Consider the following 15,389-nt stretch of genomic DNA (forward strand, 5'->3'; position numbering starts at 1 on the left):
GGTCCGGGCCCCGGCCAGCCGGTGCCTGCCCCCCAGGCTGGACGCCTTGCGGCTGTTTCCTAATATTTTGTAAGGGAGACAGGCCTAGGAATCTGTGGTCTCTCTTTTATTATCACCTTAGGTTATTAAACCGCCGGTTCTTGTACGAAACTCAGAGATCGCTTCGCGCGCCCCTTGCCGTCCCGGCAAGCGTCTCGGCGCGGGGATCGAATGCCGCTCGAGGCCTCTAGGGAGCCCCATCTACCAACCGCCGTGAGGCGGCTCAGCTAAAGGATGTAGGCATGGTATTGGCGCTGATCATCGCGTTGCCCTTCCTGGGAACACTGCTGTCGCTGGCGACCGATCGCTTCGGCCGGCGCGCCTGCGCCCTGGGCACCGCCGTGGCCCCCGCCCTGGCCCTGGCCCTGCTGGCCACGCAACTGCCCGCGGTTCTCGACGGCAGTGTGCTGTTGCACCGGGTCGACTGGCTGCCGGCGCTGGGGCTGAATCTCAGCCTGCGCCTGGACGGCCTGGGGCTGATGTTCGCCCTGATGATCCTGGTCATCGGCCTGCTGGTGATCCTCTATGCCACCTACTACCTGAGCAAGGACGAGCCGGTCGGGCGCTTCTTCGCCTACCTGCTGCTGTTCATGGGCGCCATGTTGGGCGTGGTGCTGGCGGAAAACCTGCTGCTGCTGATGGTGTTCTGGGAGCTGACCAGCCTGTCGTCCTTCCTGCTGATCGGCTTCTGGAGCCACAGCAGGGAAGCCCGCCAGGGTGCACGCATGGCGCTGACCGTCACCGGCGGCGGCGGCCTGGCCCTGCTCGCCGGCATCCTGTTGCTCGGCCATATCGTCGGCAGCTTCGAGCTGAGCGACGTCCTCGCCGCCGGCCCGCTGATCACCGGCCATGCGCTCTATCCACTGGCGCTGATCCTGGTGCTGCTGGGCGTCTTCACCAAGTCCGCGCAATTCCCCTTCCACTTCTGGCTGCCCCAGGCCATGGCCGCGCCGACGCCGGTCTCGGCCTATCTGCACTCGGCGACCATGGTCAAGGCCGGGGTCTTCCTGCTGGCGCGCCTCTATCCGGCGCTGGCCGATTCCGAGTGGTGGTTCTACATCGTCACCCTCACCGGCCTCACCACCCTGGTGGTGGGCGCCATCCTGGCGCTGTTCCAGCACGACCTCAAAGGCCTGCTGGCCTACTCCACCATCAGCCACCTGGGGCTGATCACCCTGCTGTTCGGCCTCGATACCCAGCTGTCCACCGTGGCGGCGGTGTTTCACATCCTCAACCACGCCACCTTCAAGGCCTCGCTGTTCATGGCCGCCGGCATCATCGACCACGAGACCGGCAGCCGCGACATGCGCCGCCTGGCCGGCCTCTGGCGCTACATGCCGCACACCGCGGTGCTGGCCATGGTCGCCGCCGCGGCCATGGGCGGGGTACCCCTGCTCAACGGCTTCCTGAGCAAGGAGATGTTCTTCAACGAGACCCTCAACCACGGCCTGTTCGGCAGTTTCAGCTGGATCGTACCGGCGGTGGCGGTGCTCTACGGGGTCTTCTCGGTGGCCTATTCACTGCGTTTCATCCATGACGTCTTCTTCAACGGCGAGCCACGCGACCTGCCCCACTATCCGCCCCACGAACCGCCGCGCTACATGAAGATCCCGGTGGAGATCCTGGTGCTGCTCTGCCTGCTGGTGGGCGTGGTGCCCGGCTACACCGTGGCGCCGCTGCTGGCCGCCGGCGCCAGCGCCGCCCTCGGCGGCAGCCTACCTGACTACAGCCTGGCCATCTGGCACGGCTTCAACACCGCCCTGGTGATGAGCATCCTGGCCATGGTCGGCGGGGTGCTGGTCTATGCCTTCCGTCAGCCGCTGTTCCGCTGGCAGGAAGGCCTGCCCGACGTCGATGCGCGGCTGGTCTTCGAACAGGGCCTGAATCGGCTGATCGGCTTCGCCCAGCGCCTCACCGGGCGCCTGGAGAGCGGCTCGCTGCAGGGTTATATCGCCCTGATGCTGACGGCCACCCTGGTGCTGCTGGTGGCGGCGCTGTCCGGCCTGGACAGCCTCCACGGCCCGGTCGCCCTGTCGCCCTTCGATCCGCTCACCGCCCTGGGCCTGGGCATCCTCATGCTGACCGCGGTGCTGACGGTGTTCTTCCACCGCAACCGCCTCAAGGCGCTGATGACCCTGAGCACCGTGGGCCTGATCGTGTCCCTGCTGTTCGCCCGCTATTCGGCGCCGGACCTGGCGCTGACCCAGCTGTCGGTGGAGGTGGTGACCATCATCCTGCTGGTGCTGGCGCTGTTCTTCATGCCCGATCGCACTCCCATCGAATCCAGCAGCCTGCGCGGCCTGCGCGATGTGCTGCTGGCCGGCGGCCTGGGGCTGCTGGTGGCGCTGCTGGCCTATGCCGTGCTGACCCGCCCCTATGAGGGCATCGGCGACTTCTTCCTGGCCAATTCGGTGTCCGGGGGCGGCGGCTACAACGTGGTCAACGTCATCCTGGTGGACTTCCGCGGCTTCGACACCCTCGGCGAGATCACCGTGCTGGCCATCGCCGCGGCGGGCGTCTACGGCCTGCTCAAGCACCTGCACCTGCCGCATCCGCTGGTCGATCCCAAGGGCACGCCCTGGTCCCGCGACAGCCACCCGATGATCCTCAACAACGTGGCGCGGGTGCTCTTGCCGCTGGCGCTGCTGGTGTCGGCCTTCATCTTCGTGCGCGGCCACAACCTGCCCGGTGGCGGCTTCATCGCCGGTCTGATCACCGCCATCGCCCTGATCCTGCAGTACGTGGCCCACGGCGTGACCTGGACCCAGCGGCGCCTGCCGATCAGCTACCACGCGCTCTGCGGCCTCGGGGTACTGATCGCCGCGCTCACCGGGCTGGGCTCGCTGGCGTTCGGCCGGCCCTTCCTGACCACCGCCTTCGACTACTTCGCCATCCCCCTGATCGGCAAGACCGAACTGGCCACCGCGCTGATCTTCGATCTCGGGGTCTACCTCGCCGTCGTCGGCGCCACCCTCCTGATCCTCTCCAACCTGGGCCACGTCAGCCGGGACGAGAAGGACACGGACGGCTCCAGCCAGGAGGTGCTCTAGCATGGAAATCCTGTTCTGCACGGCCCTCGGGGTGCTCACCGCCAGCGGCGTCTACCTGCTGCTGCGGGCGCGTCTCTATCCAGTGGTGCTCGGCCTCACCCTGCTCTCCTATGCGGTCAATCTCTTCCTGTTCGCCATGGGTCGCCTGCGCACCGGCGTGCCGGCGGTGATCGGCCAGGCCGCCGAGCAGGCCGACCCGGTGCCCCAGGCGCTGGTGCTCACCGCCATCGTCATCGGCTTCGCCATGACCGCCTTCGTGGTCGCCCTGTCGCTGCGCGCCCTGGGCGAGTTGCGCACCGACCACGTGGATGGCGAGGAGCCGCGCCGATGAAGCACCTGATCATCCTGCCGATCCTCGTGCCGCTGTTCATGGGTGCCTTCCTGCTCATGCGGCCGCGGCTGTCCGCCCGTACCGCGCGCGGGCTGTCGCTGCTCGCCACCGCGACCCTGCTGCCGCTGGCGCTGCTGCTCCTGCAGCGGGCCAACGGCGGCCAGCTGGAGGTCTATGCCCTGGGCGACTGGCCGGCGCCCTTCGGCATCGTCCTGCTGCTGGATCGCCTGGCCGCGCTGATGCTGGCGACCGTGGCGGTACTGGCCGCCGGCGCGGCGCTCTACGCCTGCCGCGGCGACGACAACCGCGGTCCGGATTTCCACGCGCTGTTCCAATTCCAGCTGCTGGGCATCAACGGCGCCTTTCTCACCGGCGACCTGTTCAACCTCTTCGTCTTCTTCGAGATCCTGCTGATCGCCTCCTATGCCCTGCTGGTGCACGGCGCGGGACCGGCCCGAGTGCGCGCCGGCCTGCACTATGTGGTGCTCAACCTCGTGGGCTCGGCGCTGTTCCTGATCGGCATCGGCCTGCTCTATGGCCTGCTCGGCACCCTGAACATGGCCGATCTGGGCCTGAGGGTGGCCAACGCCGATCCCGCGCAGGCACCGCTGCTGGCCGCCGCCGGCTTCCTGCTGCTGGTGGTGTTCGGCCTCAAGGGCGCCCTGCTGCCGCTGTATTTCTGGCTGCCCAGTGCCTATTCGGCGGCCAGTGCGCCGGTCGCCGCCCTGTTCGCCATCATGACCAAGGTCGGGCTCTACGCCATCGTCCGGGTCTTTCTGCTGGTGTTCGGCGCCGCCGCCGGTCCCCTCGCCCACTACGTGCTGCCCTGGCTCTGGCCGCTGGCGGCGGTCACCCTGGCCGCCGGGGTGTTCGGCGCCCTGGCGGCCCATCACCTCAAGACCCTGCTCGGCTATCTGGTGGTCATCTCGGTGGGGATGCTGCTGACCGGCGTGGCCCTGGGCAGTGTCGCCGGACTCGCCGCCAGCCTCTTCTATCTGGTGCACAGCACCTGGATCGCCGGCGCCCTGTTCCTGCTGGCGGATCTCATCGCCCAGCAGCGCGGTGCCCAGGGCGATACCCTCGGCAGCGGTCCGCCGCTGGCGCACCCCCGACTGCTCGGCGGGCTGTTCTTTCTGGGCGCGATCTCCGTCGCCGGGCTGCCACCCTTCCCCGGCTTTCTTGGCAAGGTGATGCTGCTGCAGGCCACCGGCACCGCCTGGCCGGCGCTGATCATCTGGCCGGTGGTGCTGCTCGGCGGACTGGGCATGATCATCGCCCTGTCCCGCGCCGGGACCACGCTGTTCTGGCGCGGCCGAGGCGCGGCCTTGGACGTCCGCCTCGATCCCATCCAGCTCACCGCCACCCTCGGCCTGCTGCTGGGTAGCCCGCTGCTGATGGCGCTGGCGGCGCCGCTGCATGGCTACGCCCTGGAGACCGCTCGGCAACTGCTGGACGTCGCACCCTACTTCGATATCGTCCGGGGAGTTGGCCCATGAAGCGCTGGCTACCGCACCCACTGCTCACCGTCCTGCTGACCCTGACCTGGCTGCTGCTCAACAACAGCCTGAGCCTGGGCCAGTTGCTGCTGGGCCTGCTGCTCGGCTGGGGCATCCCGCTGCTCTGCCAGGATTTCCTGCTGCACGCCCCCCGCTTGCGCCGCCCCTTGCTCCTGCTGCGCTACATGCTGGTGGTGCTGTACGACATCATCGTCGCCAACCTGCACGTCGCACGGCTGGTGCTGGGGCGGACCGAGGCGCTTAAGCCCGCCTTCATCGAGGTCCCCATCGACATCGAGGACGAATTCCTGCTCACCCTGCTCGCCTGCGTGGTGTCCCTCACCCCCGGCACCGTGTCGTCAGGCCTCAGCGGCGATCGCAAGACCCTGCTGCTGCACGGTCTGGATGTCGCCGACAAGGACGAGGTGATCCGCCAGGTCAAGACGCGCTATGAGGCCCCACTCAAGGAGATCTTCGAATGCTCACCTACGTGACCCTGCTGTGCATGGGGATGATGGGCGTGGCCGCCGTGCTCAACGTCTATCGCCTGGTGAAGGGACCGGACATCCCGGATCGGGTGCTGGCCCTGGACACCCTCTATATCAACGTCCTGGCGATCATCATCCTGTTCGGCATCTGGCTGGCCACCGACGTCTTCTTCGAGGCCTCGCTGCTCATTGCCGTGACCGGCTTCGTCGGCACCGTGGCGCTGGGCAAGCACATGCTGCATGGCGAAATCATCGATTAACGGAGCGCTATCCCATGCCCTTCTGGCTCGAACTCCTGATCTGCGCCCTGCTGCTCATCGGCAGCAGTTTCGCCCTCATCGGCGCCATCGGCCTGTACCGGCTGCCGGACTTCTTCATGCGCCTGCACGGGCCGACCAAGGCCACCACCCTGGGCGTGGGCAGCACCATCATCGCCTCGATGCTGTTCTTCAGTGTCCAGGGCGAGGGCCTCAGCCTGCACGAGCTGCTGATCGCCCTGTTCATCTTCATCACCGCGCCGGTCAGCGCCCATATGCTGGCGCGCGCCGCCATCCAGCAGAAGGTCAAGCAGGTGGAGCGCACCGACGGCCAACCCTGGCGTTAGGGCTGGCCGCGCCGCACGCGCTACTAGCGACCGCCGCTGACCTTGCTGAAGTCCTGGCGGCCGAAGGGATTGGGCTGGTAGCCCTCGACACCATTCTTGGCCAGCACCGTCACCGTCGGGTGCGCCAGCGGCAGCCACAGCGCCTGGTCGTGGATGATGCGCTGCGCCTGGTGGTACACCGTGGCCCGCGCCATCTGGTCGGACAGGGTCTTGCCCTTGCTGATGGCGCCATCCAGGGTCTTGTCGCAATAGCGGGCGAAGTTCAGGCCCGACTGCACCGAGGCGCAGGAGAATTGCGGCGTCAGGTAGTTGTCCGGATCGCCGTTGTCGCCGGCCCAGCCCATGAACAGCAGGTCGTGCTCGCCGGTCTTGGCGCGGCGGATCAGTTCACCCCACTCGATCACCTGGATCTGCGCATCGACGCCGATCTTCTTCAGGTCGGCCTGCAGCATCTGCGCGCCCAGCTGCGGATTGGGATTGAGCAGGCTGCCGCTGGGTCTCGTCCAGATGGTGGTCTTGAAGCCGTCCTTGAGGCCCGCCTGGGCCAGTAGCGCCTTGGCCTTGGCCGGGTCATAGGGATAGGCCGGCACGTCCTTGGCATAGCCCCAGGTGGTGGGCGGATAGACGTTGTCGGCGGCCACCGCGGTGTCCTGGAACACCGCCTTGAGATAGCTCTGCTTGTCGAACGCCAGGTTGATGGCCTGGCGCACCTTGATGTTGTCCAGCGGCGGATGGCTGGTGTTGATGCCGACGAAGGCGGTCATGAAGGCCGGCGTCTGCAGCACCTGCAGACTCTTGTCCTCATGGGCGCTCTGCAGATCCTGGGGCTTGGGCGACAGGGCGATCTGGCACTCGCCGCGCTTGAGTCGCTGCAGGCGCACCGCCGAATCCGGGGTGATGGCGTAGATCAGCCCGTCCAGCTTGGGCTTGCCGCCAAAGTAGTCCGGGTTGGCGGCGTAACGCACCACGGCGTCCTTCTGGTAGCGCTTGAAGACGAAGGGACCGGTGCCTATGGGCTCGTCATTGAGCTGGGCGGTCTTGCCGGCCTTGAGCAGCTGCTCGGCGTACTCGGCCGAGTAGATGGAGGCGAAGCCCATGCTCAGGGTCGGCAGGAAGGTGGCGTCCGGGCTGTTGAGCACGATACGCACACCGAGGTCGCTGGTCTTTTCCACGCTCTTGATCAGCTTGGGCCACTGCATCGACTGGGCATGGGGATAGCCGCTCTTGGCCACCCCGTGCCAGGGATGGTCCTTGTCCAGCATGCGCTGGAAGCTGAACACCACGTCGTCGGCCGTCAGGGTACGGCTGGGGGTGAAGTAGTCGGTCTGGTGAAACTTCACGTCCGGACGCAGGGCGAAGTCGTAGGTCAGGCCGTCGTTGGAGATCGTCCAGCTCTGCGCCAGGCTCGGCACCAGCTTGGCTTCGCTGGCATCGTATTCCACCAGGCGATTCATCAGCACGTCGGCCGAGGCGTTGGTGGTGGTCAGGGAGTTGTACTGCACCACGTCGAATCCATCTGGACTGGCTTCGGTACAGACACTGAGCGTGGCGGCCTGCGCCAGCAGGGGCGCGAAGAGCAGTGGCAAGGCGGCGAAACGCATAGAACGATTCCTTGTAGAGCCGAAGTGGGCAGACGGCGCACGGATGACTGGCAACGGCGGACAGGGCGGTCGTCTGGCGGACGTGGATTGAGTTTGGCAGTCGCTCTAAACTAGACCACCCGTCCGTCCGTCACAATGCTTCCGACCGACGAACGGTTGGCATTCCGGCCGGGCCCGCACAGCGCCCGGTGCACGGGCATTTCATCCGTCGCCCTACCTTGTTATGCCCGAGTACTTCTGGTATAAAACAGCGCTCTTTTTTCGGGGTATGGCCGCTTCAGGTCCCCGGCGTTTGCCGGCTCTCCCCGTCAAAACAGGAATCAATACAGTTACAAGCGGCCAACCCATGCCGGGTTTGGCATGAGGTTTATGAGGGCTGAGCCATGTCGAGAGTTTGCCAAGTAACCGGTAAGGGTCCGATTACTGGGAACAACGTTTCCCACGCTAACAACAAAACCCGTCGTCGTTTCCTGCCGAATCTGCAGCACCACCGTTTCTGGGTAGAATCCGAGAAGCGCTTCGTGCGTCTGCGCGTTTCTGCCAAGGGCATGCGTATCATCGACAAGCGCGGTATCGAAACCGTACTGTCCGAGCTGCGTAGCCGCGGCGAAAAATTCTAAGGGGATTCGTCATGCGTGAATTGATCCGTTTGATTTCCAGTGCCGGCACCGGCCACTTCTACACCACTGACAAGAACAAGCGCACCAAGCCCGAAAAGATCGAAATCAAGAAATTCGATCCGGTCGTGCGCAAGCATGTCATGTACAAGGAAGGCAAGATCAAGTAATTGGTCGCCCCCTTGAACAAGAAACCCGCCTCGGCGGGTTTTTTGTTGTCTGGCGTCCGGCCCGGCAGCTCCAGAGCCCGGGGCGCCGGAGGCCGCTCGGCCCGCTACTTGAACTGACCGGTCAGCTCGCGCAGGGCGGCTTCGGCGCCAAGGATCTTCTGCATGCACTCCCGCGCCTTGGCCGGATCGATGCTCAGCCGCGCATAGAGCTCGTCGGGAATCGGCTGGGCCGGGCCGTTGCCGATGCCCTCGGCGCGCAGCAGCTGCACGGCCAGGAAAATCAGGTTGGGATAGACCGCCTGCTCGCCCTGGTAGCCCGGATCGCCCTGGAAGCGCAGCGCCGTCACCACCTCTTCGGGCATTTCCCAGCAGCGCATCAGGGCCGCACCGATCTGCTCGCGGGTGATGCCCAGCAGGTGGTGCTCGATGACCTGGTGATCGAGCTGGCGGTTGGCTTCCAGGTGGCGGCAGATCAGCGAGAAGTGCGGCGGAAAGACGTGGGCCAGCACCAGATAGCCGAAGTTGTGCAGCAGGCCGCCGAGATAGGCCAGGCCCATCTCCGGCCGCTCCGCGCGCGGCATGGAGCGCGCCAGGCCCTCGATCAGGGCGGCGGTGTAGATGGCCTGCTTCCAGTAGGGGGTTTCCTGCTGGGCCTGGTCGCTGGGCAGGCTCAGGGTCTTGCCCAGGGCCAGGCCGAGGGCCAGGTTGATCACCAGGTCGAAGCCCAGCACCCGCACGATGGCGTCTTCCACCGAGCGGATCTTGCCGGGCGCGGCGTAGTAGGGCGAGGCGGCCCAGCTGATCACCTGGGCCGCCAGGGCCGGATCGGTCTCCACCACGTTGGCCAGATCGTCCACCGTGGCCTCGGGATCGACCCGCAGCTTGATGACCTTTTCCGCCGTCTTGGACAGCGGCGGGATCTCCAGCGTCTCCTCCAGGCGTTGGCGGATGCGCCGCGCGGTGAAGGCGGTGGCGGCATGCAGGATCTCCGCCTCGTCGCGTTCCGGTTGCCGCAGATTGGGCTGGATACCGGCCGCCGGGATGCCGAAGCTGCCCGCGGTGGCCTGATTCAGCAGGCGGCGATAGTCAGACGTTTCCACTTCCAGCAGCAGCGAGCGTTCACCGGATTCCAGCAGCAGGCGCGGCGCTTCCAGCAGTCGCTCGTCATACAGGCAGGGGGAATTGGTCAGCGACGGCAGCCCCGGCAGGACATCCAGTTCGTAGCGCTCCAGGGTGCGCATCAGCCGCTCCGGCGCCACCACCGCCAGCTGCCGCCCGGTGAATTCCACCAGCCGGCGCAGGTCCAGCAGCTGATCCTCGGGCAAGAGCACCAGCAGCATGCCGACGCTGTCGCTCAGAAGCACCGTGTGTACCCGATTCGCCTGCGGCAGGCGCGTCGTCGCCGGGATCGGCCGATAGGCCAGGTTCAACTGGGCGAGCAACTGCTGGATCGAAGGGGGAACCTCAGGGAGGGGCGAAGCGAGCGCTACATCGGTCATGGCATTTTCTTCCTCACGTACGCCCTGGAGTATAACCATTCGGCTCCGTAGGTAGCGTCGTCTGTATAAGCTTTGTCAAACCTGGCCGTATTGCTGGCCATGGCGCAACCAGCGCTCCAGCAGCGGACCGGCATGACTGGGCCAGCGGGCCAGCAACTCCTGGGCGGCATCGCGCACCGCCGGCAGCCAATGGGCGTCGCGCATCAGATCGGCCACCTTGAACTGCAGCAGGCCGGTCTGACGGGTCCCCAGCATCTCGCCCGGGCCGCGCAACTCCAGGTCCTTCTCGGCGATGATGAAGCCGTCGTTGGTCTCGCGCATGATAGCCAGCCGCTCACGACCGATCTGCGACAGCGGCGGATGGAACAGCAGCACGCAGTGGCTGACGGCGCTGCCCCGCCCGACCCGGCCGCGCAGCTGGTGCAACTGGGCCAGACCCAGGCGCTCGGGATTCTCGATGATCATCAGACTGGCATTGGGCACGTCCACCCCCACCTCGATCACCGTGGTGGCCACCAGCAATTGCAGGTTGCCGGCCTTGAACTCGGCCATCACCGCGGCCTTTTCCGCCGGCTTCATGCGTCCATGGATCAAGCCGACGTGCAATTCGGCCAGGGCCAGCTGCAATTCCTCGTAGGTGGTCTCGGCCGCCTGGCAGGTGAGTTCCTCGGACTCCTCGATCAGGGTGCAGACCCAGTAGGCCTGGCGCCCTTCGTGGCAGGCGGCGCGCACCCGCTCCACGACTTCCTCGCGACGGCTGTCGGTGACGCTCACGGTATTGACCGGCGTGCGTCCCGGCGGCAGTTCGTCGAGCACCGAGGTGTCCAGATCGGCATAGGCGCTCATGGCCAGGGTGCGCGGGATGGGGGTGGCGGTCATGATCAGCTGGTGTGGCGCCAGGCGGCCGTCGACGCCCTTCTGACGCAGCGCCAGGCGCTGCTGCACGCCGAAGCGGTGCTGTTCGTCGATCACCACCAGCGCCAGGCGGGCGAAACGCACCTCGTCCTGGAACAGCGCATGGGTGCCCACCACCATGGGCGCCCCGGCGGCGATGCGCTCCAGGGAACTGGCGCGGGCCTTGCCCTTGAGCTTGCCGGCCAGCCAGGCCACCTCGATGTCCAGGGCGGCGAACCAGCGCTGGAAGTTGAGGAAGTGCTGCTCGGCGAGGATCTCGGTGGGCGCCATCAGCGCCACCTGGTAGCCGGCCTCGATGGCCTGCAGGGCGGCCAGGGCCGCGACCACCGTCTTGCCGGCGCCGACGTCGCCCTGCACCAGCCGCAGCATGGGCTCGGGCTGGGCCAGGTCATGGGCGATCTCGCGCCCGACGCGCTGCTGGGCGCCGGTGGGGGTGAAGCCGAGGTTGTCCAGATACAAATGTGGCAGCCGGCGGGCGGCCGGCAGGGGCACCGCACGCTGGGCGCGCAGGGTCTCGCGCAGCCGCTGCAGGGACAACTGGTGGGTGAGCAATTCTTCGAAGACCAGCCGCTCCTGGGCCCAGTGCCGGCCCTCGGCCAGCTCTTCCAGGTCCGCGTCCGGCGGCGGTCGATGCAGGTAGCGCAGGGCATCGGCCAGGGGACCCAGGCGATAGTGCGCGGCCATCTCCGGCGGCAGCCAGTCGGGCAGGGATTCGGGCCCGAGTCGCTCCAGCGTCTGGGCGCTGAGCTGGCGCAGGCGCAGCTGGGTGAGGCCTTCGGTGGTCGGGTAGATGGGCGTCAGCGTCTGCTCGACCGGCGCCGGGGCGTTCTCGTCCTGGGCGCGGTATTCGGGATGGTAGATCTCCAGGCCCGAGGCGCCGGGGCGCACCTCGCCATAGCAGCGCAGCAGGGTGCCGCGCTTGAGGCCATCCTTTTGCGCCTGGCTGAAGTGGAAGAATCTCAGCGACAGGGTGCCGCTGCCGTCCTGCAGGCGCACCAGCAGGCTGCGCCGCCGGCCCATGAGCACCTCGGCGGAGGCGACCATGCCCTCCACCACGGCGTCCTGACCGGGCCGCAGGGCGCCGATGGGCACGATGCGGGTGCGATCCTGATAGCGCAGCGGCAGGTGGAAGAGCACGTCCTGCAGGGTTTCCAGGCCGACCCGCGCGAGCTTCTCCTGCAGGGCGGCGCCGACCCCCTTGAGGGCGGTGACCGGCGTCGCGGCCAGTTCACTCATGCCGGCTGCACGACGCCCTTGGCTTCAGGCCGCGCCACCGAGCACAGACGGACCGAGTCGGCCAGCACCTCGATGGCCTTGGGCCGCGGAAAGCTGGCGCGCCAGGCGATGGCCACGGTGCGATAGGGCACCGGCCGCTCGAAGGGGCGCACCTCGATGATTCCCGGCGCATAGTGGTGACTCTCCACCGCCGAGAACGGCAGCACCGAGACGCCCAGGCCGGAGGCCACCATGTGGCGGATGGTTTCCAGCGAAGAGGACTCCACCGTGGAATTCTTGTTTTCCTCGTGCTTGCGCACGGTCGGACAGGCTTCCAGGACCTGATCGCGGAAGCAGTGGCCCTCGCCCAGCAGCAGCAGACTCTTGTCGCTGAGCTGGTTCTGCGGAATGGCCTTGAGCTTGGTCCAGGGGTGCCGCGCCGGCATCATCACATAGAAGGGTTCGTCGTACAGCGGCAGGGTCAGGACGTCCGGCTCGTTGAACGGCAGGGCGAGGATGACGGCATCCAGCTCACCGGTGCGCAGCTTGTCGCGCAGCAGGTGGGTGAAGTTTTCCTCGATGTACAGCGGCATCTCCGGCGCCACCCGGTTGAGCTGCGGGATGAGGTGCGGAAAGAGATAGGGCCCTATGGTATAGATGGCACCGATCTTCAGCGGCGCGGTGAGCTGGTTCTTGCCGGCCTGGGCCAGTTCGCGGATGCCCTGGGCCTGCTCCAGCACCTTTTGCGCCTGGGCGACGATGCCCTCGCCGGTGGGGGTCAGGCGCACGGCACTCTTGCTGCGCTCGAAGATCAGAATGCCCAGCTCGTCCTCGAGCTTCTTGACGCCCACCGACAGCGTCGGCTGGCTGACGTGGCAACGCTCGGCAGCTCGGCCAAAGTGCTGTTCCTGGGCGAGCGTGACGATATAGCGCAGTTCAGTCAGGGTCATAGTCAAATTCCATGGGGTGCCGGCCAATCTTAGCGGCTGTCTCTATCAACGGCCAAGCGCGACGGGCAGCAGCCTGCGCTCCCAGGTTGGACCACGGCCAGGCGCAGGCTACCCTGGCCGTCTGTCCCGGCCTTTGCAGAAGGAAACACCGATGAGCACCATCCTGATCGCCGGTTGCGGCGATGTCGGCAGCCGTCTCGGCCTGCAACTGGTCGCCCAGGGCCACCGGGTCTTCGGCCTCAGGCGCACTGTCGCCGCCCTCCCCGCTGAGTTGCTGCCGGTCGCAGGCGATCTCGCCGAGGCCACGCCGCCGGCCGCCTGGCCGCGCGAACCCCTCGACCAGGTGGTCTATGCCACCGCCGCGACCCACCATGACGAAGCCGGCTATCGCGCCGCCTATGTCGAGGGCCTGCGCCACCTGCTCGGCTGGCTGGCCGCCTGCGACCAGCGTCCGCAGCGTCTGCTGTTCGTCTCCAGCAGCGGCGTCTATGCCCAGGGCGATGGCGCCTGGGTCGACGAAACCACCCCTGCCGAACCCGAGCGCTTTTCCGGACGCATCCTGCGCGAGGCGGAAGACCTGGCGCTGGGCAGCGGCCTGCCTGCCAGCGTGGTCCGCCTGACCGGCATCTATGGCCCGGGACGCGAGGCGCTGCTGCGCCAGGTGCGCGAGGGCTCCCGAGTGACCCGCGAACCGCCGCTGTATGGCAATCGCATCCATGTCGAGGACGCCGCCGACCTGCTGGCGCTGCTGCTGCAGCGGGATCGCGAAGGGGTCGCCCTGGATGATCTCTATCTGGGCGTGGACGACGATCCGGCGCCGCTGGACGAGGTGGTCGACTGGCTGCGGGCACGGCTGGGCATCACCTTCTGGTCCGACGAGGCCCAGTTGCGTCGCGCCGGCAGCAAGAGATGCAGCAACGCCCGCGCCCGGGCCCTGGGCTGGACGCCCCGCTACCCCAGCTATCGCGAGGGCTACGCGGCCATTCTCGCCGGCTGAAACGACGGAGCCCGGCACAGGGCCGGGCTCCGTTCTCAGCTAGCCAGCCACTCAGTCGCGCAGGGCTTCACCGCGGGTGGCCTGAGGACGCTCCTCGACCTTGGCGGTGCTCTTCAGGTGCGGCAGGGCTGCCCAGTAGGCGGCGCCCTTCTCGGCGTCGTAGAGACCTTCCCACTTGGCGATGACAAGGGCGGCCAGGGCGTTGCCGATCACGTTCAGGGCGGTGCGCGCCATGTCCATGATGCGATCCACACCGGCGATGAAGGCCAGGCCTTCCAGCGGAATGCCGACGCTGCCCAGGGTGGCCAGGAGCACCACGAAGGACACGCCCGGCACGCCGGCGATGCCCTTGGAGGTGACCATCAGGGTCAGCACCAGCAGCAGCTGCTGGCTCAGCGACAGGTCGATGCCATAGAGCTGGGCGATGAACAGCGCCGCGATGCTCTGGTAGAGGGTGGAGCCGTCCAGGTTGAAGGAATAGCCGGTGGGCACCACGAAGCTGGTGATGGACTTGGGCGCGCCATAGGCCTCCATCTTCTCGATGATGCGCGGCAGCACGGTTTCCGAACTGGCGGTGGAATAGGCCAGGATCAGCTCGTCCTTGAGGATGCGGATGATGCGGAAGATCGAGAAGCCGAACAGCTTGGCCACCAGGCCCAGCACGCCGAGGGCGAAGAAGCCGATGGCGACGTAGACCAGCACCACCAGCTTGGCCAGCGGCAGCAGGGAGGCGAAGCCGAAGTTGGCCACGGTCACCGCGATCAGCGCGAAGACACCGATGGGGGCGTAGTTCATGATCATGTGGGTGACCTTGAACATGGCCTCGGAGATGCCCTGGAAGACCCGCACCACCGGCTCGCGGGTGGCTTCCGGCAAGGCGCCCAGGCCCAGGCCGAACATCACCGCGAAGAAGATGATCGGCAGCATCTCGCCACGGGCGACGGCGGCGAAGACGTTGGACGGGATCAGGTTGAGGATGGTCGCGATGAAGGCGTGGTCATGCTGCACTTCCGCGGTGGTCTTCTGGTACTGGGAGATATCGGTGGTGCCCAGGGTGCTCATGTCGATGCCGGCACCGGGCTGCACGCTGTCGGCGAAGAACAGGCCGACAACGATGGCCAGGGTGGTGACGATCTCGAAGTAGAGGATGGTCTTGAGACCGATGCGACCAAGCTTCTTGGAATCGCCGACGCCGGCGATGCCGACCACCAGGGTGGCGATGACGATGGGCACCACGATCATCTTGATCAGCCGGATGAAGATGTCGCCGGCCGGCTTGAGGACGTTCGAGATCCACCAGGCTTTCTCGGCGCTGAAGTGGTTGAGCAGTGCGCCGACGGCGATCCCCAGCACGAGGCCGATAAGGATCTGCCACGCGAGGCTGAGCTTGGGCTTGGTCATGTACCGACACCTTTGT

General features: G+C 66.8%; 14 protein-coding genes. 9 read left to right on the top strand and 5 right to left on the bottom strand.

Going from position 1 to position 15,389, the window contains the following annotated elements:
* Positions 1-281 precede the first annotated feature (281 nt).
* The 6 genes from POR01S_RS06485 to POR01S_RS06510 are packed head-to-tail and all read left to right on the top strand — an operon-like array spanning position 282 to position 6,008.
* On the top strand, positions 282-3,089 hold the full coding sequence (locus tag POR01S_RS06485) for a monovalent cation/H+ antiporter subunit A (RefSeq protein WP_027600641.1): 2,808 nt from the start codon (positions 282-284) through the stop codon (positions 3,087-3,089).
* Position 3,090: 1 nt separating this feature from the next.
* Positions 3,091-3,420, top strand: coding sequence for a Na+/H+ antiporter subunit C (locus tag POR01S_RS06490; protein ID WP_027597400.1), 330 nt, complete (start codon positions 3,091-3,093; stop codon positions 3,418-3,420).
* Positions 3,417-4,916, top strand: coding sequence for a monovalent cation/H+ antiporter subunit D (locus POR01S_RS06495; protein ID WP_042134655.1), 1,500 nt, complete (start codon positions 3,417-3,419; stop codon positions 4,914-4,916). The genes POR01S_RS06490 and POR01S_RS06495 overlap by 4 nt, the downstream gene beginning before the upstream one ends.
* Positions 4,913-5,410 carry a Na+/H+ antiporter subunit E gene (locus tag POR01S_RS06500; RefSeq protein ID WP_027597398.1) on the top strand — a complete coding sequence of 166 codons (498 nt, stop codon included), beginning with the start codon at positions 4,913-4,915 and terminating at the stop codon, positions 5,408-5,410. Before POR01S_RS06495 ends, POR01S_RS06500 begins: the two co-directional genes overlap by 4 nt.
* A complete protein-coding gene (locus POR01S_RS06505) occupies positions 5,395-5,664 on the top strand; it encodes a K+/H+ antiporter subunit F (RefSeq protein ID WP_007159900.1) in 270 nt (89 codons plus the stop codon). The genes POR01S_RS06500 and POR01S_RS06505 overlap by 16 nt, the downstream gene beginning before the upstream one ends.
* A 14-nt stretch (positions 5,665-5,678) precedes the next feature.
* Positions 5,679-6,008, top strand: a complete 330-nt coding sequence (locus POR01S_RS06510) for a Na+/H+ antiporter subunit G (protein WP_017642340.1) — start codon at positions 5,679-5,681, stop codon at positions 6,006-6,008.
* Between the two features lie 23 nt (positions 6,009-6,031).
* Here POR01S_RS06510 and POR01S_RS06515 read toward each other — a convergent pair whose 3' ends face one another.
* Entirely contained in the window at positions 6,032-7,609 is a 1,578-nt protein-coding gene (locus POR01S_RS06515) for an ABC transporter substrate-binding protein (RefSeq protein WP_042134657.1), read from the bottom strand.
* 383 nt (positions 7,610-7,992) lie between these two features.
* Here POR01S_RS06515 and rpmB point away from each other — a divergent pair, with 383 nt between their 5' ends.
* Together rpmB and rpmG are read left to right on the top strand one after the other, a co-directional pair.
* Complete coding sequence (gene rpmB / locus POR01S_RS06520; RefSeq protein ID WP_007159903.1) at positions 7,993-8,229, top strand: 50S ribosomal protein L28; 237 nt, start codon at positions 7,993-7,995, stop codon at positions 8,227-8,229.
* 11 nt (positions 8,230-8,240) lie between these two features.
* The gene (gene rpmG, locus POR01S_RS06525; RefSeq protein WP_007159904.1) at positions 8,241-8,396 is read left to right on the top strand and encodes a 50S ribosomal protein L33; all 156 of its coding nucleotides are present in this window, start codon (positions 8,241-8,243) and stop codon (positions 8,394-8,396) included.
* A gap of 104 nt (positions 8,397-8,500) precedes the next feature.
* On the opposite strand, the gene POR01S_RS06530 is transcribed toward rpmG, so the two are convergent.
* The 3 genes from POR01S_RS06530 to POR01S_RS06540 form a co-directional block, all read right to left on the bottom strand.
* Positions 8,501-9,895, bottom strand: coding sequence for an aminoacyl-tRNA deacylase and HDOD domain-containing protein (locus tag POR01S_RS06530; RefSeq protein ID WP_074584201.1), 1,395 nt, complete (start codon positions 9,893-9,895; stop codon positions 8,501-8,503).
* A 75-nt stretch (positions 9,896-9,970) separates the two neighbouring features.
* On the bottom strand, positions 9,971-12,046 hold the full coding sequence (gene recG / locus POR01S_RS06535; protein WP_042134659.1) for an ATP-dependent DNA helicase RecG: 2,076 nt from the start codon (positions 12,044-12,046) through the stop codon (positions 9,971-9,973).
* On the bottom strand, positions 12,043-12,975 hold the full coding sequence (locus POR01S_RS06540) for a hydrogen peroxide-inducible genes activator (protein WP_007159908.1): 933 nt from the start codon (positions 12,973-12,975) through the stop codon (positions 12,043-12,045). Before POR01S_RS06540 ends, recG begins: the two co-directional genes overlap by 4 nt.
* 151 nt (positions 12,976-13,126) lie before the next feature.
* Here POR01S_RS06540 and POR01S_RS06545 point away from each other — a divergent pair, with 151 nt between their 5' ends.
* A complete protein-coding gene (locus POR01S_RS06545; RefSeq protein ID WP_042134662.1) occupies positions 13,127-13,972 on the top strand; it encodes an NAD-dependent epimerase/dehydratase family protein in 846 nt (281 codons plus the stop codon).
* Positions 13,973-14,023: 51 nt separating this feature from the next.
* Here the strand turns inward: POR01S_RS06545 and gltP are convergent, their stop codons facing one another.
* Positions 14,024-15,373: a glutamate/aspartate:proton symporter GltP gene (gene gltP, locus POR01S_RS06550; protein ID WP_007159910.1), complete on the bottom strand. Its 1,350-nt coding sequence runs from the start codon at positions 15,371-15,373 to the stop codon at positions 14,024-14,026.
* Positions 15,374-15,389: the final 16 nt, after the last annotated feature.

The organism is Pseudomonas oryzihabitans NBRC 102199 (assembly GCF_000730625.1).
GTDB lineage: Bacteria > Pseudomonadota > Gammaproteobacteria > Pseudomonadales > Pseudomonadaceae > Chryseomonas > Chryseomonas oryzihabitans.

Excerpts from the sequence above, each read along its gene's own strand:
- POR01S_RS06510 (WP_017642340.1), top strand. The coding sequence starts at position 5,679 with ATGCCCTTCTGGCTCGAACTCCTGATCTGCGCCCTGCTGCTCATCGGC.
- rpmB (WP_007159903.1), top strand. The coding sequence starts at position 7,993 with ATGTCGAGAGTTTGCCAAGTAACCGGTAAGGGTCCGATTACTGGGAAC.
- POR01S_RS06540 (WP_007159908.1), bottom strand. The coding sequence starts at position 12,975 with ATGACCCTGACTGAACTGCGCTATATCGTCACGCTCGCCCAGGAACAG.
- POR01S_RS06495 (WP_042134655.1), top strand. The coding sequence starts at position 3,417 with ATGAAGCACCTGATCATCCTGCCGATCCTCGTGCCGCTGTTCATGGGT.
- POR01S_RS06485 (WP_027600641.1), top strand. The coding sequence starts at position 282 with ATGGTATTGGCGCTGATCATCGCGTTGCCCTTCCTGGGAACACTGCTG.
- gltP (WP_007159910.1), bottom strand. The coding sequence starts at position 15,373 with ATGACCAAGCCCAAGCTCAGCCTCGCGTGGCAGATCCTTATCGGCCTC.
- rpmG (WP_007159904.1), top strand. The coding sequence starts at position 8,241 with ATGCGTGAATTGATCCGTTTGATTTCCAGTGCCGGCACCGGCCACTTC.
- POR01S_RS06545 (WP_042134662.1), top strand. The coding sequence starts at position 13,127 with ATGAGCACCATCCTGATCGCCGGTTGCGGCGATGTCGGCAGCCGTCTC.
- POR01S_RS06505 (WP_007159900.1), top strand. The coding sequence starts at position 5,395 with ATGCTCACCTACGTGACCCTGCTGTGCATGGGGATGATGGGCGTGGCC.
- POR01S_RS06515 (WP_042134657.1), bottom strand. The coding sequence starts at position 7,609 with ATGCGTTTCGCCGCCTTGCCACTGCTCTTCGCGCCCCTGCTGGCGCAG.
- POR01S_RS06490 (WP_027597400.1), top strand. The coding sequence starts at position 3,091 with ATGGAAATCCTGTTCTGCACGGCCCTCGGGGTGCTCACCGCCAGCGGC.
- recG (WP_042134659.1), bottom strand. The coding sequence starts at position 12,046 with ATGAGTGAACTGGCCGCGACGCCGGTCACCGCCCTCAAGGGGGTCGGC.
- POR01S_RS06500 (WP_027597398.1), top strand. The coding sequence starts at position 4,913 with ATGAAGCGCTGGCTACCGCACCCACTGCTCACCGTCCTGCTGACCCTG.
- POR01S_RS06530 (WP_074584201.1), bottom strand. The coding sequence starts at position 9,895 with ATGACCGATGTAGCGCTCGCTTCGCCCCTCCCTGAGGTTCCCCCTTCG.